Origin of the sequence: Comamonas sp. (assembly GCF_036643215.1) — a bacterium.
Classification (GTDB): Bacteria; Pseudomonadota; Gammaproteobacteria; order Burkholderiales; family Burkholderiaceae_C; genus Comamonas.
Map to the genome: position 1 here is coordinate 54538 of NZ_JAVXSJ010000011.1, position 19154 is coordinate 73691.

Sequence of the window (19154 nt, forward strand, 5' to 3'; positions counted from 1 at the left end):
TGCATGAAGGTCGCTGTGGAATATTCCATCGTTACAGGCAAGCCGCACAAAATCAATAGCTGCTTACGCATATCCTGCTTGAGCTTGAAGCCAAAAAGGCTTTAAATCAAGCTCACTTATTCCACATCAATGGCGTGTTGCCGTCGCAAAGCTGGCGTTGCGCAAAAAACTGGCCGGCATCTGCAAATTGGGGGCACTGCTGTATTGGGGGTGGGCGGCCAGCAACTCATCCAGCCGCGAATCGCGCAGCATCACGGTCTGGCCATTGGGGCCAGCAACCGCGACTGCCGTCGAAGACTGAGCTTCAGCATCCAGAGCAGTGGCCACGCCCTGCTCTGCGGAAGTGGCCGACATCAAGCCATTTGGAACCATGGGGACTGCGGATGCGAGCACCACATTCGGGTTAGCTGCCGCCAGTTGCGCACCGCTTTGACCGTCGTTCAAGCCACCAGAGCCTGCCAGCATCACACCCCAGCCCACAGCAGCAACGGCAGCGACGGAAGCAAAGCCCGCTGCCATCTTCCAGCGAAAGACCGAAGCATTGGCCGCCTGGCGCGCAGGCAGGTTGGCCACCTTGGCCTGCGCCTGGCCCTGCTGCTCGGCGGCGGTGACTTGCTCCAGACCATCAGAGGTCACACCTGACAGGTGAATGCCCTGAATCACTCTCATCGGCTCGCTCGCCATATGGGCTCGCACGCTGCTCAAAATGTCATGCTGACTGTGGTGGGCCAGCTCCGGGGAGCGCAGAACATCGCCAATCAGGTGGTACATGCCCCAGGATTGCTGGCCTTCGTCGCTTTCCGCAAAAGAAAGCACAACCTGCATATGGGACGAAGAGGCTTCGCCATCCACCAGGGCCGAGAGCTGCTCGCGCTTGATCAGATCGTCATTCATGAAGTTCACCTGCTCATCTTGCATGTACTACCAACGCTTTCCACCTTGGCGCTCCAGCAGGGGCTTGACCCTTGCCGAAATCGCCTCACGAGCCCGAAATATGCGCGAGCGCACCGTACCAATGGGGCAATCCATCGCCTGGGCGATTTCCTCGTAGCTTAGCCCTTCAATCTCGCGCAGCGTAACCGCCTGGCGTAAATCCTCGGGCAAAGCATCCATGGCGGCATTGACGGCTTGTGCAATTTCTTGCGCCGCCAACACGGTTTCCGGGGTTTCCTGAGTGATTAGTTCCTGTCTGTGAACAGAAGTTTCATCATCGTCACTACCAGTGTGTAACGCGCTCTCAGAGATCACTGGCGAGCGGCGCATTTCCATCAAGGACTTCTTGGCGGTATTGACGGCAATGCGGTACAGCCAGGTGTAGAACTGCGCCTCGCCCCGAAATTGGTGCAAGGCCTTGTAGGCACGGATAAAGGTTTCCTGCGCAATATCAGGCACCAGGTCCACATCCCGGACCATACGACCCACCAGTCGCTCGATGCGGCGCTGGTATTTGATGACCAGCAGTTCAAATGCCCTCGTGTCGCCAGCATTGGCTCGTTCAACGAGAGCCAGATCACTGTCTGCAGAAGGTGTGGGGAAATCGGGAGGTGTCATGAAGTGCCAAGCGGCGTGCTGCCATAACCGGCAAGGGCCTAACCCTGCTCTGCCAGCGGCACGACTGATGAATATACCGCACGCCGCAAGTCTCCCCATTGCACAGGGCTGTGCTGCTGGCTCATAAAAATCCATAGCACTTTGCGCTTGCTGCTCATAGGCTTGAGCACCAAAACATCTGAAACGTACATCCACAGCCAGCTGCCGCCATCCAGTCCTATGCGAAGCTGCACGGGCTGTGACTCCGCCACTGACAGCGTCTCGGACTCGATGGACCAATGCTCGCCATTCCACAGCAGCTTCCCTTGCGGCCAGCGTTGCCACTGGCTGCGCAGCAACCCAGCGGCCAGTAGCAGTGCAAGCAAAGCCACCAATGCTGTCAGCTCCCTGCCCCACCCTGCCTGCGGCTGAAAGCACCAGACCAGCATGGCCACCAGCAATGCCAGCCAGACCAGCAGTAGCGCCCTCCCTGCCCAAGCCGGGCGGGCAAAGTCATAGGCAACGGCAGGGGCGTGGTAGCGGGCACTCATACCCAGCAGTGTGCAAAACCTCTGCAGCTGCCTGGCCTAGGGAAAGCACGGCCAAAGTTCCGGGCAGAAACAACAAAGCCCGCAAGGCATGAGCTGTGCGGGCTTGTGCAATCGAGCAGTCGTCAGAACGACTCCACGATATTGAATCGCTTAGATGCGCTTGAAGACCAGCGTACCGTTGGTGCCACCAAAGCCGAAGTTGTTCTTCACAGCCACTTCCAGCTTGGCGTCCCGCGCTGTATTGGCGCAGTAGTCCAGGTCGCAATCAGGGTCCTGATTGTCCAGATTGATGGTCGGCGGGATCTTCTGATCGTACAGAGCCATCACGGTGAACACGCTCTCAATACCACCAGCACCACCCAGCAGGTGACCTGTCATGGACTTGGTCGAGCTGACCACCAGACCCTTCTTAGCGTACTCGCCCATGGCCGCCTTGATGGCGTTGGACTCATTCGTATCGCCCAGAGGGGTCGATGTGCCGTGCGCATTCAGGTAGTTGACCTGATCCTGGTTCACACCAGCATTGCGCAAAGCGTTGAGCATGGCGCGGCGGGGGCCGTCCATGCTGGGAGCTGTCATGTGACCAGCATCGGCACTCATGCCAAAGCCAGACAGCTCCGCGTAAATCTTGGCACCACGGGCCTTGGCGTGTTCGTACTCTTCGAGCACCAGCACACCGGCACCTTCGCCGAGAACAAAGCCATCGCGGTCCTTGTCCCAGGGACGTGAGGCAGCCTTGGGGTCGTCGTTGCGCGTAGACAGCGCACGCATGGCCGCAAAGCCACCGACGCCCAGAGGCGACACAGTCGCTTCCGTGCCACCAGCCACGACGATGTCAGCATCGCCGTATTCAATCATGCGTCCGCCTTCGCCGATGCAGTGCAGACCTGTTGTGCAGGCTGTCACGATCGACAGATTCGGCCCCTTGAAGCCAAATCGCATGGACACATGCCCTGCCACCATATTGATAATGGAAGCAGGCACGAAGAACGGCGTAACGCGGCGAGGGCCACGCGCAGCCAGTTCTGCGTGAGTGTTCTCGATCAGCGGCAGACCTCCGATACCCGAGCCGATCACGCAAGCAATGCGTGTGGCCAGGTCTTCGGACAGGGCTTCGCCCGTAGGCAGGCCCGCGTCTAAAACGGCTTGCTCCGCAGCCGCGATACCGTAATGAATGAAGCTGTCCATGGTGCGCGCATCTTTCGCGCTCATGTACTTCTCCACATCAAATCCCTTGACCTCACCCGCAATTTTGCAGGAGAAGTTCGACGTATCGAACTTGGAAATGAGACCAATACCGGACTGGCCGGCCAACAGATTGGCCCAGGCGTCTCCCACCGTGTTACCCACGGGGGAAATGCAACCCAGACCGGTCACGACAACGCGACGACGGCTCATGCGTTCAAACCTTTAACTGATCGCTGAAAAAAGACCCTTAGGCCTTTTGGTGGGTGTTTGCGTAGTCGATGGCGTTTTGCACCGTCGTGATCTTCTCTGCGTCTTCGTCAGGGATCTCGATGCCGAATTCATCTTCCAGGGCCATCACCAGTTCCACGGTGTCCAGGGAGTCAGCGCCCAGGTCAGCCACGAAGGCCTTTTCGTTGGTTACTTGAGACTCTTCAACGCCGAGTTGTTCAGCAATGATTTTTTTGACACGTGCTTCGATATCGCTCATGGTTTCCCTCAGGGGGTTGTGAATGAACCCGCGATTCTAGCCGTTTCGGGAGAAGCCCCTTGGCGGCAGGCCGTCGCGAGGACACGGCCACTGAACTTGCAAAAGTGTTCAGCTTCTGGCAGCAGGTGTGACAAATGCCACCACTGCTACCGAAATTTCTTACATGTACATGCCGCCGTTGACGTGCAATTCCTGCCCCGTAACATAGCCTGCACCGGCCGAAGCCAGGTAGGCTACGGCATGTGCAATGTCGCTAGGCTGGCCCAGATCACCCATGGCGATTTGCGCCTTCAGCGCAGCCTTCTGCGCCTCTGGTAGGTCTGCCGTCATATCGGTGGCAATAAAGCCTGGAGCCACGCAGTTTGCGGTGATGCCGCGGCTGCCCAACTCCTTGGCCAGAGCACGCGTCATTCCAGCCACACCAGCCTTGGCTGCAGCGTAGTTGACCTGACCTGCATTACCCGATGCACCAACCACACTGGTGATGCTGATAATGCGGCCAAAACGCTGCTTCATCATGGGGCGAATAGCCGCACGGCTGACTCGGAAAACGGCCTTCAGATTGGTGTCAATCACGGCATCCCAGTCGTCATCCTTCATGCGCATGGCCAAGGTGTCGCGGGTAATACCGGCGTTATTGACCAAGACATGCAAGCCGCCATCGTTTTTCACGATGGAGTCAATCAGTGCGTCCACGGCAGCGCCGTCGGTCACATTCAGCGTAACGCCACGGCCGCCAAAGGCAGACAGAGCCTGCGTAATTTTTTCAGCACCGGCGTCAGAAGTCGCCGTGCCGATCACTTGATAGCCCTTGGAGGCCAGCTCCTGTGCGATGGCAGCGCCAATGCCACGGGTGGCACCGGTCACCAGGGCAACCTGGGGCTTGGTCTGGTTATCAGTCATGCGAGCAATTCTTTCACGTCAGCCAGAGTGGCTGGGTCATACAGTGCGGCACCCGTCAGGTCCGCGTCAATTCGCTTGGTCAGGCCCATCAGCACCTTGCCGGGACCGCACTCCACCAGATGGCTCACGCCACGGGCCTTAATGGCCTGCACGCATTCCACCCAGCGCACAGGACCAAAAGCCTGACGATACAGCGCATCGCGAATCGCGTCAGCGTCCGTTTGGACGGTAACGTCAATATTGTTGATTACAGGAATCTGGGGAGCAGCAAAGCTCAAATCGGCCAGCGCGGCCTTGAGCTTTTCAGCCGCAGGCTTCATCAGACTGGAGTGGAAAGGCGCCGACACAGGCAGCGGCAGAGCACGCTTGGCACCAGCCGCCTTCACCGCCTCACAGGCCTTTTCAACGGCCAGCTTGCTGCCAGCAATCACGGTTTGCGATGGGTCGTTGAAATTCACGGCTTCCACCACTTCAGCGCCGCCCAACTGGGCAGTCACTTCAGCGCAGATGGCTTGCACCTTGACCGCATCCATACCCAGCACAGCAGCCATGCCGCCCGTACCCACAGGCACGGCGTCTTGCATGGCAGCAGCGCGCAGGCGCACCAGAGGCGTCGCCTGAGCCAGCGTCAGCACACCAGAAGCAACCAGCGCCGAGTATTCACCCAGAGAGTGACCTGCCACCGCATCAGGCAGAGCACCGCCCTCAGCCTGCCAGACACGCCAAGCGGCCACACCAGCCACCAGCATCACTGGCTGGGTGTTGGTGGTCAGAGCCAGCGCTTCTTTGGGGCCTTCCTTGATCAGTTGACCGACATTCTCACCCAGCGCCTCAGAGGCTTCAGCCACGGTTTGTGCGACCACGGGATGATCAGCCCAGCCGTCCAGCATGCCAACGGACTGCGAACCCTGACCGGGAAATACAAATGCGAATTTCTTCATATTTCTTAGTATTAAATTTGCCTTAAACACCTACCTAGCTTGCGCTGAGTGCTACATCTTAAGGAGCACTGCACCCCAGGTAAAGCCACCGCCAACGCCTTCGAGCAACACGGTCTGGCCTTTTTTAACCTGACCGTTGCGAACGCCATGATCCAGCGCCAGCGGAATCGAGGCCGCCGAGGTGTTGCCATGCTGATCGACAGTGACAACCACCTTATCCATGGAAAGCTTGAGCTTGCGCGCCGTGCTTTGCATGATGCGGATATTGGCCTGATGAGGGATCAGCCAGTCTATATCAGCATCCGTCAGGCCAGCCTTGTCCAGCGCAGAGCGAGCAGCCTTATCCAGCACGCTCACAGCCAGTTTGAAGACCGCTTGGCCATCCATCTTCAGGACAGGGTCACCCAGCACATTGCCGCCGGACACATGGCCGGGCACGCAAAGAATGCCGACATGGCTGCCATCGGCGTGCAGCTCGGTTGCCAGAATGCCGGGTTCATCAGAAGCTTCCAGCACCACAGCACCAGCACCGTCACCGAACAACACACAAGTAGTGCGGTCGTTGAAATCCAGAATGCGGCTGAAAACTTCAGAACCCACTACCAGCACGCGCTTGGCTGCACCCGACTGAATCATGGAATCAGCCACCGTCAGCGCATAGACAAAGCCGCTGCAGACCGCCTGCACATCAAAGGCCGGGCAGCCATTGGTTATACCCAGCTTGTTTTGCAAGATGGCTGCGGTCGAGGGGAACACCATATCCGGCGTGGACGTGGCAACAATGATCAGGTCAATATCCTGCGCAGTGATACCTGCCGCTTCGATTGCCTTGCGGCTGGCTTCCAGAGCCAGGTCACTGCTAGCCACCTCAGGCGCAGCAAAGTGGCGCGCACGGATACCGGTGCGCTCAACGATCCACTCATCCGAGGTTTCAAGACCGCGCTGAGCCAGCTCGGCCGCGAGGTCGTTATTAGTCAGGCGACGGGGAGGCAGGTAGCTGCCAGTGCCAGTGATGCGTGCGTAGCGTCTCATGTCTTCTATCAGGGCGCCGAATTTCCAGGTTCCGTATGGGCCGCCAGCAGCAAAGGCGCTGCAGCAGCAATACGGCTACGGACACGGTCAAGCAGGTTGTTTTGTGCTGCATCATACGCGCGCTTAAGAGCGAACTCGAAAGCCATCACGTCAGCCGAGCCGTGGCTTTTGAAGACCAGACCACGCAGACCCAGCAAGGCAGCGCCGTTGTAGCGACGATGATCCACGCGCTTCATCAGTGCAGATAGCACCGGATAAGAGATGATGGCCGCGAATTTCGTAAAAATGTTGCGTTTGAATTCAGCCTTCAAAAGGCCCGAGATCATGGAAGCCACGCCCTCGGTCGTCTTGAGAGAAACGTTACCGACAAAGCCGTCGCAGACCACAATGTCCACCACACCCTTGAAGGTGTCGTTGCCTTCCACGTTACCGTAGAAGTTCAAGTTACCGGCCTCACCCGCTGCCCGCAGCAGCTCGCCGGCGCGCTTGATGACTTCGCTACCCTTGATCAGTTCTTCACCGATATTGAGCAGGCCCACGCTAGGGGCTTCCGTATTTTTGAGAGCCGAAACCAGCGCCGATCCCATGACGGCAAATTGCAGCAAATGCTCTGCCGAGCAATCCACATTGGCCCCCAGATCCAGCACCGTGGTTTCGCCACCGGTGGAATTAGGCAAGCCAGAAGCAATGGCAGGACGATCAATGCCATCAAGGGTTTTGAGGACATAGCGGGAGATAGCCATCAACGCGCCAGTATTGCCCGCAGAAACAGCCGCCTGAGCCGCGCCTTCCTTGACCTGCTGAACGGTCACGCGCATGGACGAATCCTTTTTCTTGCGCAGAGCCACTTCCACAGGGTCATCCATCCGCACTACTTCAGTAGCGGGAACAATGGTGACACGTTCATGCTTGAAATTTTCAAGCTCTTCCACCTTACCGACCAGCAGCAGGTGAGCATCAGAGTGAGTATTCAGAAACTGACGGCACGCAGCCAGCGTGACGCGGGGGCCATGATCGCCCCCCATGCAGTCAACAGCCAAAGTAATCATGGGCGACTGATAAGCCCATCAGGGCTTGGGTAAGAGGTTGTAGGGTCCAAGACCCGAGCAGGAGTTATTTACAAAAACAGCTTGATCATTGTGCGACAAGGTCGCAGCAAGGCTGATTTTGTAAATATCTCCTCGAAAAAACAAAAGCCCGTTGCTACAAATAATGTAGCAACGGGCTTTGCGAATGCAGTCGTCGCTTAGGCTTCAGACTTGTTCTTCAGCACTTGGCGGCCACGGTACACGCCGGTAGGGCTGATGTGGTGACGCAGGTGAGTTTCGCCAGTAGTCGCTTCAACAGCGATTCCAGGCACATTCAGTGCGTTGTGCGAACGGTGCATGCCGCGCTTGGAGGGAGACTTCTTGTTTTGCTGAACAGCCATGATGGCTCCTGTGTATCTTGAAAGGGTTGGTAACACGACCCACACATAAAGATCAGGCAAAGATTTTTGCCCTTTGACACACCCGTTAAGTGTGTGCTTTCTTGTCCGTGCAAGTCCTAAAAAAACGCGATCAGCCCATTAAAGACACGAGGGGGTTTCGCGCGAAGCTCACGATTATAGCGCAAACGCATTTCGTGACTCACGCAAAATCAAATCCCATCGTGTTCTTATCTGGATCAGTCGGCAGATTTGCCTACATTGAGGGATTGCAGCACGGCAAAAGGATTTTTCTTCTCCTCGCTTGCCTGCTCGAAGTCGGGGTCAACGACCTCCAGCTTGACCGGCACCGGGCAGACCTCGTGGCGTGGCACCACGGGGACTTCCATCAGCAGCTCGTCTTCAATCAGCTCTAGCAGATTGAATTCGCTGCTCATGGCCAGCACATCCTCATCGCTGTCGTCATCTTCCAATTCTGCCGTTGCTTCGTCTGTAACGAAGCGGAATGACCGATCCACATAAAGGGGAATATGTGCCTCAGTCAGGCAGCGCTGGCAGGTCATTGGCAGCTCGACCTCAGCAGACAGATGCAGCCAGACATGGCCTGCGCCGCCGGTTTCCTCAACCAGCTCGCCTTCAGCCTCCCAGTGCACCAATGGTTGCTCGCCCGTAATAGCCAGCGCATCCGCTGCCAGACGCTTGAAGTCCGACAATGGCGCTTGACCATGAAAATGACCATCGGCTTGCGCGAAGTTACGCACTTCAAGCCGGGTCGCAGAAAAATCCTTGCTCATGTAGTGAGTGTAAGAGAATCCCGCAATGCCTGACTTATTGATTACCGGACGCCTTGAGCGCCCATTGGTTCTCGGCTCCACCTCCCGCTATAGACGTGAGCTGCTTGACCGCCTGCAACTGCCGTTTGAAACGGTGTCGCCTGAGGTGGATGAAACCCCTTTGAGCAACGAAGCCCCTTATGACCTGAGCCTGCGCCTAGCACGAGCCAAGGCCCAGGCCGTGGCTCAGCTACACCCCGGCTCCATCGTGATTGGCTCTGACCAGGTGCCAGAGCTGGATGGACAACCGCTATCCAAGCCCGGCACGCACGAGCGCGCTACCGAGCAGTTGCGCCAGATGAGTGGCCGCCAGATGAATTTCCACACCGGTGTCTGCGTGACTTGTGCAGAAACGGGCTTCATGGAATCCAGCGTGGTGACGGTGCAGGTGCGCTTTCGCGAGCTGAATGATGCCGAGATTGAGCGCTATCTGCGCGCCGAGCAGCCCTATGACTGCGCTGGCTCCGCCAAAAGCGAAGGCCTGGGAATTGCGTTGCTCGACGCCATCATCAGCGACGACCCCACGGCCTTGATCGGCTTGCCGCTGATTCGCACTTGCCAGTTGCTGCGCGCTGCGGGAGTTGTTCTGCCATGAGTAACACTCCTAAAAACAAAGCAGGCACCCTTTATCTGGTGCCCGCTCCACTCGATTTTGGCTGCGATAGCCAGACCGTGCTGACTGAAGTTCTGCCCGAAGGCACACTGCGCCGCGCTGCATCGCTGACGAACTGGATCAGCGAGAACGCCAAGACGGCTCGCGCTTACCTCAAGCGTATTGATGCACTGTTTCCGCTGGCAGCTCCGCTGCAAGCCCAGAACATTGTCGAGCTTCCACGCGAAGCCCATAAAAAGGGTGACCACGGCAACAAGGGTGCTGCCGTGTTTGACCCAAAGCCCCTGCTGGCGGCAGCCCTTGCAGGCGAGGACATGGGACTGATCAGCGAAGCCGGCATGCCCGCCGTGGCCGACCCCGGAAGCTCCATCGTGCGCGCGGCGCATGATCTGGGCATTCGCGTCGTGCCGTTGATTGGCCCGGTTTCGCTGTTGCTGGGTCTGGCTGCCAGCGGCCTGAACGGCCAGAACTTCGCCTTTGTGGGCTATGTGCCGCAGGATGGCGCCGAGCGCACCGCACGCCTCAAGGAACTGGAAAGCCTGGCTCTGCGCCACGGCCAGACCCAGCAATTCATCGAGACACCCTATCGCAACGCGGCACTGTGGCAGGCACTGTTGCAGACCTTGCAGCCCAATACCCGCCTAGCACTGGCCAGCGGCTTGACGCTGGAGACTGCACGCATTGAAAGCCATCTGGTGCGCGAATGGAAGCAGCGCAATGCGCCACCCGACAACCGCACGCCAGTGGTGTTCTCTATCGGCCGATAAAGCACCCAAAGCTTCAGCAACAAAAAAGCCCGCTGTATTTGCAGCGGGCTTTTTCAATATTGATAGCTGCTTGCGCTTTATACACAAGCGCTAGCAGCACTTTTCATCACTCATTAGTGAATCGCTGGCACCAGACCACGCACGGCCTGCACAGAGCCAGCTCCAATCGATGCGCCAAACTTCTTGACCAGACGCTCAGCCACGTTGTCACGACGGGTGTAGTCGATGACCTCTTCAGCCTTGACCACTTCACGCGCCACATAGTCGAGGCTGCCCAGCTTGTCGGCCAGGCCCAGCTCTACGGCCTGCTGACCTGTCCAGAACAGGCCGCTGAACATTTCAGGTGTTTCTTTGAGCTTGTCGCCCCGCCCCGCCTTCACCACGCCAATGAACTGCAGGTGAATTTGCTCCAGCATTTCTTTGGCAAATTCTTTTTGCTGTGCCGACATGGGGCTGAACGGATCAAGGAAACCCTTATTCTCGCCCGCGGTCAGCAAGCGGCGCTCTACGCCCAGCTTGTCCATCACGCCAGTAAAGCCAAAGCCATCCATCAGCACGCCAATGCTGCCCACGATGCTGGCTTTGTCTACAAAAATCTCGTCAGCGCCAGCGGCAATGTAATAAGCAGCCGAGGCGCAAGACTCTTCCACCACGGCATACAAAGGCTTGTTGTACTTGGCCTTGAGACGCACCATCTCGTCGTTGATGATGCCCGCCTGCACAGGGCTGCCACCGGGCGAGTTGATCAATAGCACCACAGCGCGCGAGCCTGAGTCTTCAAAAGCGCTGCGCATGGCGGCAACCACAAACTCGGCGCTGGCATCAGCACCCGAGGCGATTTCACCCTTGATTTCAACCACGGCCGTATGGGGCGTCGTGCTGGTCTTTGTGGCCGTGTCTTTGAAGAACACCACCCACAGCACCAGCAGCACGACCACCGACCACAGCAGGCGACTGAAAAAGCGCCAGCGACGCGAGGCACGCTGCTCCTTGATGGATGCGAAGACCAGCTTTTCCAGCACATCGCGCTCCCAGCCTGCGCCCCCTGAGGCCTTGGCTGCAGAAGGCGCCTCGGCGGACGCAGCTGGCGCAGCAGCCGCGTTGGACCAAAGGTCCGCGCCCGGCGTTACATGCGGCTGGGAGTCATTGTTATCAGGGGTGTTTGGGGAGCTCATCTCAAAACTTTAAAGGTTTTAGTTGTGGGGCAGTATGCCAGCGCACCACGCCGCCGCTTTCGCTCAAGGCAATTTTCACCAATCCACCCCGGCAAGGCCCGCTTGAGCAGGCCCCGCTGTCAGGTTCATAGGCCGCACCGTGGGTAGAACACAACAGCCAGCGCCCCGAGTCATCGAAAAGCTGACCATCCTGGTAGTCCATTTCCATGGGGATATGGCTGCAACGATTCAGGTACGCATGAACTTGCCCCTGATAGCGAATGGCAAAGGCGCGGCTGCTCTGGCCTGCATAAAGCACATCAAAGCCAAAGGCCCGCCCACCATCGACCAGATCGGCGCTGGGGCACAGTTCCACGCTATCCATCATGTCCATGGGCGTCATCTCCATCCCCGTCATGCTCATCCTCCCACCTGGTCAGGCGTTGGTCAGCAGCCATTCACGCAACTGCGCCGCCGAATCTGCCACAAACAGCGGGTTGAACTGGGCAAAGCTATCGGGTGCATGGGCACCGTAAGAGACGCCCACACAGGGGCAACCGGCATTCACAGCCATTTGCAAGTCGTGGGTGGTATCGCCAATCATCAGCGTGCGCTCGGGCTCCACACCAAACTCGGCCATCAGCTCATGGAGCATCAGCGGACTGGGCTTGCCGGCGGTTTCATCGGCCGTGCGCGAGCCATCGAACAAACCTTTGAACTGCGGGTCTTGCAACGCATGATTCAAGCCCATGCGGCTTTTGCCTGTTGCCACGGTCAGCCAGTGGCCGCGTGCGCGCAAATCAGCCAGCAACGGCAAGATGCCATCAAACACGCAGATATCGTCCTGGCGCTTGAAAAAGTGAAAACGATAGCGGTTGGCCAGCTCCTGATATTTTTCAGGCGGCACATCGGGGGCAGCTCTGGCCAGCGCTGGCATCAGCGCCATGCCGATCACATAGGCGGCCTGCTCATCGCTGGGCACTGTGCCCCCCACATCGCGCACCGCATCTTGAATGCTGCGGCTGATGATGGCCGTGGAGTCTGCCACGGTGCCATCCCAGTCAAATGCAATCAAATCGAAGCGGCGCGGGCGCTGCTTGCTATAGTTTTCGCTATGGTTTTCAGTAGTCATGCAGGCTTTTTAGTTCACAAAATCTGCCAGCTCCGGCGGCAGCTCGGCACGCAGCTCCACTCGCTCACCGCTGGCAGGATGGTTGAACTGTAGCCGCCAGGCGTGCAGAAACATGCGTTTGAGGCCCTGCTTTTGCACACGACGGTTGAGATCAAAATCGCCATATTTGTCGTCACCCACAATCGGATGGCCTTGCGACGAAAGGTGCACGCGAATCTGGTGCGTGCGCCCGGTCTTGATGGTTACTTCCAGCAAACTCATGGCGGGCAGGCCCTGCAGGGGCCTGGCTTCCATCACCTTACGCACCTTGACCAGCGTGATGGAGCGCATGCCATCGGGGTCATCCACCGTCGTCACGCGCACGCGGCGCTCGCCATCCGCCTGCAAATACTTGTGCAGCGGCTGGTCAATCACCTTTTTGTTGGCAGGCCATGCGCCCTGCACCAGAGCCAGATAGGTCTTGCCCGTCTCACGCTCGCGGAACTGGTCTTGCAAGTGAATGAGCGCAGAGCGCTTCTTGGCCACCAGCAAAATGCCCGAGGTTTCGCGGTCAAGCCGGTGCACCAGCTCCAGAAACTTGGATTCGGGCCGCGCTTGACGCATCTGCTCGATGACGCCAAAGCTCACGCCCGATCCACCGTGCACGGCCACGCCCGCAGGCTTGGACAGTGCGACCATGTGTTCGTCTTCCAACAGGGCGGGAAAGTCCTTAGCAGGCGCTGGGCGCTCTGCTTTTTCCGCCACTTTCTCGGAAATCCGGACCGGCGGAAGTCGCACCACATCGCCCGTCTGAACACGGGTCTCAGCGCTCACGCGCCCTTTGTTGATGCGGACTTCACCACTGCGGATGATGCGGTAGACATGGGTCTTGGGCACCCCCTTGAGGTGACGCATGAGAAAGTTATCAAGACGCTGTCCTGCGGAGTCTTCATCGACCTCCAGGAGGCGTACTGAAGCGGCGGTCGTATTCTGGGACCGGTCCTGCGCCGGTTTGCCCTCTATAATGTGTTTCACCTGTGCCGAGCTTACTTGTAAGTGGTTGATTCTCATGGAGTTTAGTCCATACAACCATTCCCTACCGCACAGGCAGGTCGATGCCCGCCAGTTTTGCACACGCAAATTGCAGTCAAGAAGCGCTGCAGCAGCCTGTGAAAGCCTGGCAAAGGCTGACGAATTGAAACACTGATACGGAATCTCACCCCGGCAGTTGACCCAGGCAAAAGCAGCCTGCAACTACCGGTGATCACAACGAGCATGTGGATCTTCTGGACATTGCTGATCAACTTCTGGGGCAAGGCACAGCCGGCCCTTGAGGGATGCTGCGCCCTGAAGAAACCACCCACCTCCCTAGCACGCGCCTCGGCTTCTTTTATTCCTCGATTGCATGCGCGTCCGCTCCCGCTCGTCCCCCGGCCTGTACCTCCGCTGCTGACTTGAGATCAAGCCAGTAGCGCAGTCCTGTACCGCCCCAGATTCCTCATTCGTTTCAACGCGTTCGTCTGGCATTACGGCTCCTGTAGAGCCTGTCTTTGATTACCAGTCAAGGTACGTTGGTCCGTGGCAAAAGCCCATCACCAACGTGCCCAGAAAACGAATAAAGGAAACGCATCATGAAACGGATGCTGATTAACGCAACGCAGTCTGAAGAACGCCGTCTGGCCATTGTTGATGGTCAAAAACTGCTGGACTACGAAATCGAAATCGAAGGCCGCGAACAGCGCAAGGGCAACATCTACAAAGCGGTCGTTACCCGCGTAGAGCCCTCCCTTGAAGCCTGCTTTGTGGATTACGGCGAAGACCGCCACGGCTTCCTGCCCTTCAAGGAAATCTCCAAGCAATTCTTTGCCGAAGGCGTCTCCCCCAGCCAAGCTCGCATCAACGATGTCATCCGCGAAGGCCAGGAACTGATCGTTCAGGTCGAAAAAGAAGAACGTGGCAACAAGGGCGCAGCCCTGACCACCTTCATCTCGCTGGCCGGCCGCTATGTGGTACTGATGCCCAACAACCCCCGTGGTGGTGGTGTGTCGCGTCGCATCGAAGGCGAAGACCGCGCTGAACTCAAAGAAGCCATGGACCAGCTGGAATACCCCAAGGGTATGTCCATCATTGCGCGTACCGCCGGTATCGGCCGCACCGCACCTGAGTTGCAGTGGGACTTGAACTACCTGCTGAAGTTGTGGAACGCCATTGACGGCGCCGCCAAGGGTGCCAAGGGCGCTTTCCTGATCTATCAGGAATCCAGCCTGGTGATTCGCGCTATTCGCGATTACTTCAGTGACGCTATTGGCGACATCCTGATCGACACTGACGACATCTATGAGCAGGCCCAGCAGTTCATGGCACATGTGATGCCTGAACATGCAGCCCGCGTAAAGCGCTACCGCGACGACGCCCCCCTGTTCTCGCGCTTCCAGATCGAGCACCAGATCGAGTCGGCTTACTCGCGCACCGTGACCCTGCCATCGGGCGGCGCCATCGTGATCGACCACACCGAAGCACTGGTATCGGTGGACGTGAACTCGGCCCGCGCCATCAAGGGCGGCGACATCGAAGAAACCGCTACCCGCACCAACCTGGAAGCCGCTGACGAAGTGGCCCGCCAGATGCGCCTGCGTGACTTGGGCGGCCTGATCGTGATCGACTTCATCGACATGGAAGAGTCGAAGAACCGCCGCGAAGTGGAAAACCGCCTGCGCGACGCTCTGCGCCAGGACCGTGCCCGCGTGCAGTTCGGCACCATCAGCAAGTTCGGCCTGATGGAAATGAGCCGCCAGCGCCTCAAGCCCGCCCTGTCTGAAGGCGCGCACATCAACTGCCCACGTTGCAGCGGCTCCGGCCATATCCGCGATACCGAATCGTCGGCACTGCAAATCCTGCGCATCATCCAAGAAGAGTCCATGAAGGACAACACGGCCGCCGTGCACTGCCAAGTGCCAGTGGAAGTGGCTTCCTTCCTGCTCAACGAAAAGCGCGCAGAAATCACCAAGATCGAGCTCAAGCAGCGCGTTAACGTGCTCATGGTGCCCAACAAGTCCATGGACACGCCGCACTACAAGCTCGAACGCTTGAAGCACGACGACGCCCGCCTGGAAACCATGGAAGCCAGCTACAAGCTGGCCGATGAGCCCGAAGATGTGACAACCGTCACACGCCGCTCGCAGGAACCCACCAACAAGCAGACTCCCGTGATCAAGGGTGTTTTGCCTGATGCGCCAGCACCGATTGCCGAGCCCCGTGCTCCACGTCAGCCCCGTACCGGTGCAGCGGGTGCTCCTGCTGCAACGCCTGCCCCGGCAGCCGCTGCTCGCCCACCCGTGCGTGAACAAGGCTTCTTTGCCTGGCTCAAGAACCTGTTCGGCTTTGGTGCACCCGCCCCTGTGGCTGCCCCAGTCCCCGTGGCCGAGGCACCAGCCCCTGTCGCCCGCGAAGGCAACCGTGATGGCCGCCGAGGCGAAGGCCGTGGCGGCGACCGCAACCGCCGCAACAGTGGTGACCGCAACGAGCGCAATGAACGTGGCGGCGACCGCAACAATGGCGAACGCGCAGAGCGCGGTGGTGATCGCAACAACGCCCGTCGCAATGCCCCCGGCCGCGATGCTGAACAGCAGCAGCGCAACGAGCGCCCTGAGCAGCAACAGCAGCGTCAAGATCGCCCCGAGCGCGGCAACCGCCGCAATGGTGAACGCAACGAACGTCGTGACGAGCGCCAGCCACAAGTGGCCGATGCCGCTCTGAACGCCAGCGAAGAGTTCAACACTCAGGCCGCACCTAAGCCCGAGCGCACCCGCCAGGAGCGTGGTGAGCGTACAGAGCGTGGTGAACGTGGAGAACGTGGTGAACGTGGAGAAGGCCGCCGTGAGCGCCAGAACCGCAACCCCGAAGCCCAGCCCGCCATGCTGCCTGTGGCCGATGAAGCAGCAATGACTTCTGCGCCCATTGCGCAAGCGGAAGGCACTGAAGCTCAAGGTCAGGATGGGCAGGGCGACTCCACACGTGAGCCACGTCAGCGCCGCTCGCGTGACCGCTACGGCCGCGACCGTCGTGACCGTGCGCCTCGTGAAACGCAGGCAGAAGGTCAGACTGCAGAGATGTTTGCACCTTCCGAAGTGCAAGCGCCTGTGACTGCTCCTGCAGCACCTGCAGTGGCAGAAGCTGGCGAGCAGCCCGCACGCCGCAGCTACTTTGACACTGCTGCTCAAGCCCAGACAGAGCAAGCGCCTGTTGCTACACAAGTGCAAGCACCTGTGGCCGCAGCACCCGTGACTGCTCCTGTTCCTGCACCAGCACTGGCGATTGCACCCGTAGAAGCCACCGAAGCTGCGCCTGTTGCAGCTCCAGCACCTGTGGCTCAGGCTGTGGTTGCTGAAGTGGTGGCCGCACCTGTGGTGCAAGCCCAAGCACCAGTCGCAATTGCAGCACCCGTGCCCGCACCTGCTGTCGTGGCTGCTCCAGCCCCTGCAGCCGCCAAGGCCGAGGCTTATGACCTGCCCATTCCCGCACTGCAAGCTCTGGCTGCAGCATCGGGTCTGCAATGGATCAATTCCGACGCTGAAAAAATCGCTGCTGTGCAAGCCGCGATTGCTGCTGAGCCTAAGCCTGTGCGCATTCCCCGCGAACGCCCAGCGCCCGTGGTGCACGATGAAGGCCCACTGATTCTGGTTGAAACCCGCAAGGATCTGAGCCTGATGCAGCTGCCATTTGAAAAGGAAGAACAGGCTGCCGGCCACAACGCCTAAGCAGACTGCCTTCCGGCATCACAGGGCCAAGGGCACTGTCCACTTCGGTGGATAGGCCCCTGGCCCTTTTTCATTGATCGTCTTCTGATTTTTAGTGTCAAGCCATGCTGTTTCTGATCTCTCCGGCCAAATCACTGGACTACGAAAGCCCTGTCCCCGCCGACCTGCCGCACACGTTGCCGGTCTTCAAAAAGCAGCCGCTTGAACTGATTGAAGTGCTTCGCGAAAAATCGCCCCAGCAGCTCTCTCAGCTGATGAGCATCAGCGACAAGCTGGCCGTACTCAACGTGGGCCGCTACGAAGCTTTCAGCCCTCAATTCACCACCAAGAACTCCCGCCAGGCCGTACTTGCCTTCAATGGCGATGTGTACGAGGGGCTGGATGCCGCCAGCCTCAAGCCCAAGGAGCTGGACTGGGCGCAGGGGCATGTGGTCATTCTCAGCGGCCTTTATGGCGCGCTGCGCCCGCTTGACCTGCTGCAGCCCTATCGCCTTGAAATGGGCACAAGGCTTGAAAACGCCAAGGGCAGCAATCTCTATCAGTTCTGGGGCACGCAGATCGCGGACTACCTGAACGAGCGCAGCGGCGAGCAACCCGAAGCCGAGCGCATCGTAGTCAACCTCGCATCACAGGAATACTTCAAATCGGTGGATCTCAAAGCACTCAAAGCACCAGTGGTGGAGTGCGCGTTTGAGGACTTCAAGGGCGGCAAATACAAAATCATCAGCTTCCACGCCAAACGCGCGCGTGGCCTGATGGTGCGCTGGGCCGTTCAGCACAAGGCAAAGAAGGTTGCAGACCTGCGCAAATTCGATCTGGAAGGCTATGCACTGGCCGAACAAGCCAGCACGCCCCATAAGCTGGTGTTCCGCCGCAAGCTCGAAGACTAAAGCGCATTGAAATTGAGCGCAGTGCACACTAGCATAGTCATCATGAGCATATCCACCCCAGATCAGTTCGCCACCCCGCCCGGCTTGACCCCTGAGTTGATGCAATGGGTGCGCACGCAAAGCGCGGCCGGTGTGCCGCTGCCATCGCTGCTTCACTCCATGCGCACGGCAGGCTGGGCCGAGTATCTGGCCCGCCGCGCACTGGCTTTGCCTGAGGCAGGCGATCTGCCTCACCCCTTCGACGCAGCCAAGCCGCAGAGCGATGCACAGCAGTCCGCACATGATGGACATCTGCCTGAGCCCGACCTGCAGACCGACCCCTGCTGCATTGATGCAGGCGACCGTCAGGTTCATGTGCTCATGAGCATGCGCCACCCGCGCGTGGTGGTGTTCGGCAATCTGCTTTCCGATGAGGAGTGCGAGGCCATCATTGCTGCGGCCAGCCCACGCATGCAGCGATCACTGACGGTGGACAACCAGAGCGGCGGCGAAGCCGTCAATGACGACCGCACCAGCAATGGAATGTTCTTCCAGCGCGGCGAGCTCGATCTCATCAGCCGCATCGAGGCGCGTATTGCCCGCCTGCTGAACTGGCCCATTGAAAATGGCGAAGGCTTGCAGGTGCTGCACTACCGCCCCGGCGCCGAATACAAGCCGCATTACGACTACTTTGCGCCCAACGAACCCGGCACGCCCACCATCCTCAAACGTGGCGGTCAGCGCGTGGGCACACTGGTCATGTATTTAAACGAGCCCACACGCGGCGGCGGCACCACCTTCCCTGATGTGGGTTTGCAGATCGTGCCCCGCCGTGGCAATGCCGTATTCTTCAGCTACGAAAGCCCCGACCCGGCCACCAAAACCCTGCACGGCGGCGCACCCGTACTGGAGGGAGAGAAGTGGATTGCCACCAAGTGGCTGCGAGAACGCGAGTTCAAGTAAAAAAAGCGGCTCAACCCCTTACTAATAAA

The 19154-nt window shown here is 58.8% G+C and carries 20 protein-coding genes; 5 read left to right on the plus strand and 15 right to left on the minus strand.

Annotated elements, in window-relative coordinates; translation table 11 throughout:
• Positions 1-126: 126 nt before the first annotated feature.
• The 11 genes from RSF91_RS09690 to RSF91_RS09740 form a co-directional block, all read right to left on the minus strand.
• Positions 127-894: a sigma-E factor negative regulatory protein gene (locus tag RSF91_RS09690; RefSeq protein ID WP_332568222.1), complete on the minus strand. Its 768-nt coding sequence runs from the start codon at positions 892-894 to the stop codon at positions 127-129.
• 27 nt (positions 895-921) lie between these two features.
• A complete protein-coding gene (gene rpoE / locus RSF91_RS09695) occupies positions 922-1551 on the minus strand; it encodes an RNA polymerase sigma factor RpoE (RefSeq protein ID WP_099738236.1) in 630 nt (209 codons plus the stop codon).
• 38 nt (positions 1552-1589) lie between these two features.
• On the minus strand, positions 1590-2081 hold the full coding sequence (locus RSF91_RS09700; protein WP_332568223.1) for a hypothetical protein: 492 nt from the start codon (positions 2079-2081) through the stop codon (positions 1590-1592).
• Positions 2082-2231: 150 nt separating this feature from the next.
• Positions 2232-3479, minus strand: coding sequence for a beta-ketoacyl-ACP synthase II (fabF, locus tag RSF91_RS09705; RefSeq protein WP_332568224.1), 1248 nt, complete (start codon positions 3477-3479; stop codon positions 2232-2234).
• Between the two features lie 37 nt (positions 3480-3516).
• On the minus strand, positions 3517-3756 hold the full coding sequence (gene acpP / locus RSF91_RS09710; protein ID WP_003058049.1) for an acyl carrier protein: 240 nt from the start codon (positions 3754-3756) through the stop codon (positions 3517-3519).
• A 159-nt stretch (positions 3757-3915) separates the two neighbouring features.
• A complete protein-coding gene (gene fabG, locus RSF91_RS09715; protein WP_332568225.1) occupies positions 3916-4659 on the minus strand; it encodes a 3-oxoacyl-ACP reductase FabG in 744 nt (247 codons plus the stop codon).
• Positions 4656-5600, minus strand: a complete 945-nt coding sequence (gene fabD / locus RSF91_RS09720) for an ACP S-malonyltransferase (RefSeq protein WP_332568226.1) — start codon at positions 5598-5600, stop codon at positions 4656-4658. The genes fabG and fabD overlap by 4 nt, the downstream gene beginning before the upstream one ends.
• Positions 5601-5651: 51 nt before the next feature.
• Positions 5652-6632, minus strand: coding sequence for a beta-ketoacyl-ACP synthase III (locus RSF91_RS09725; protein WP_332568227.1), 981 nt, complete (start codon positions 6630-6632; stop codon positions 5652-5654).
• An 8-nt stretch (positions 6633-6640) separates the two neighbouring features.
• Positions 6641-7681: a phosphate acyltransferase PlsX gene (gene plsX, locus RSF91_RS09730; protein ID WP_332568228.1), complete on the minus strand. Its 1041-nt coding sequence runs from the start codon at positions 7679-7681 to the stop codon at positions 6641-6643.
• A 197-nt stretch (positions 7682-7878) separates the two neighbouring features.
• Entirely contained in the window at positions 7879-8061 is a 183-nt protein-coding gene (gene rpmF / locus RSF91_RS09735) for a 50S ribosomal protein L32 (RefSeq protein ID WP_099738243.1), read from the minus strand.
• 236 nt (positions 8062-8297) lie between these two features.
• Positions 8298-8852 (minus strand): YceD family protein, encoded by a 555-nt coding sequence (locus RSF91_RS09740; RefSeq protein WP_332568229.1) that lies wholly within the window; start codon positions 8850-8852, stop codon positions 8298-8300.
• Positions 8853-8877: 25 nt separating this feature from the next.
• Here RSF91_RS09740 and RSF91_RS09745 point away from each other — a divergent pair, with 25 nt between their 5' ends.
• Together RSF91_RS09745 and RSF91_RS09750 are read left to right on the plus strand one after the other, a co-directional pair.
• Positions 8878-9486: a Maf family nucleotide pyrophosphatase gene (locus RSF91_RS09745; RefSeq protein WP_332568230.1), complete on the plus strand. Its 609-nt coding sequence runs from the start codon at positions 8878-8880 to the stop codon at positions 9484-9486.
• Complete coding sequence (locus RSF91_RS09750; RefSeq protein WP_332568231.1) at positions 9483-10271, plus strand: SAM-dependent methyltransferase; 789 nt, start codon at positions 9483-9485, stop codon at positions 10269-10271. Before RSF91_RS09745 ends, RSF91_RS09750 begins: the two co-directional genes overlap by 4 nt.
• A 113-nt stretch (positions 10272-10384) precedes the next feature.
• On the opposite strand, the gene RSF91_RS09755 is transcribed toward RSF91_RS09750, so the two are convergent.
• The 4 genes from RSF91_RS09755 to RSF91_RS09770 are packed head-to-tail and all read right to left on the minus strand — an operon-like array spanning position 10385 to position 13571.
• Positions 10385-11446 (minus strand): S49 family peptidase, encoded by a 1062-nt coding sequence (locus RSF91_RS09755; protein ID WP_332568232.1) that lies wholly within the window; start codon positions 11444-11446, stop codon positions 10385-10387.
• A gap of 1 nt (position 11447) precedes the next feature.
• Entirely contained in the window at positions 11448-11813 is a 366-nt protein-coding gene (locus RSF91_RS09760) for a Rieske (2Fe-2S) protein (protein ID WP_332568278.1), read from the minus strand.
• Between the two features lie 48 nt (positions 11814-11861).
• The gene (locus RSF91_RS09765; protein WP_332568233.1) at positions 11862-12557 is read right to left on the minus strand and encodes an HAD family hydrolase; all 696 of its coding nucleotides are present in this window, start codon (positions 12555-12557) and stop codon (positions 11862-11864) included.
• A 9-nt stretch (positions 12558-12566) separates the two neighbouring features.
• On the minus strand, positions 12567-13571 hold the full coding sequence (locus tag RSF91_RS09770; RefSeq protein ID WP_332568234.1) for an RluA family pseudouridine synthase: 1005 nt from the start codon (positions 13569-13571) through the stop codon (positions 12567-12569).
• Between the two features lie 596 nt (positions 13572-14167).
• On the opposite strand from RSF91_RS09770, the gene RSF91_RS09775 reads away from it, so the two are divergent.
• From RSF91_RS09775 to RSF91_RS09785, 3 genes are all read left to right on the plus strand, one after another.
• On the plus strand, positions 14168-17293 hold the full coding sequence (locus RSF91_RS09775) for an Rne/Rng family ribonuclease (RefSeq protein ID WP_332568235.1): 3126 nt from the start codon (positions 14168-14170) through the stop codon (positions 17291-17293).
• A 104-nt stretch (positions 17294-17397) separates the two neighbouring features.
• Complete coding sequence (gene yaaA / locus RSF91_RS09780; RefSeq protein WP_332568236.1) at positions 17398-18183, plus strand: peroxide stress protein YaaA; 786 nt, start codon at positions 17398-17400, stop codon at positions 18181-18183.
• Between the two features lie 42 nt (positions 18184-18225).
• Positions 18226-19125: a 2OG-Fe(II) oxygenase gene (locus RSF91_RS09785; RefSeq protein ID WP_332568237.1), complete on the plus strand. Its 900-nt coding sequence runs from the start codon at positions 18226-18228 to the stop codon at positions 19123-19125.
• Positions 19126-19154 lie beyond the last annotated feature (29 nt).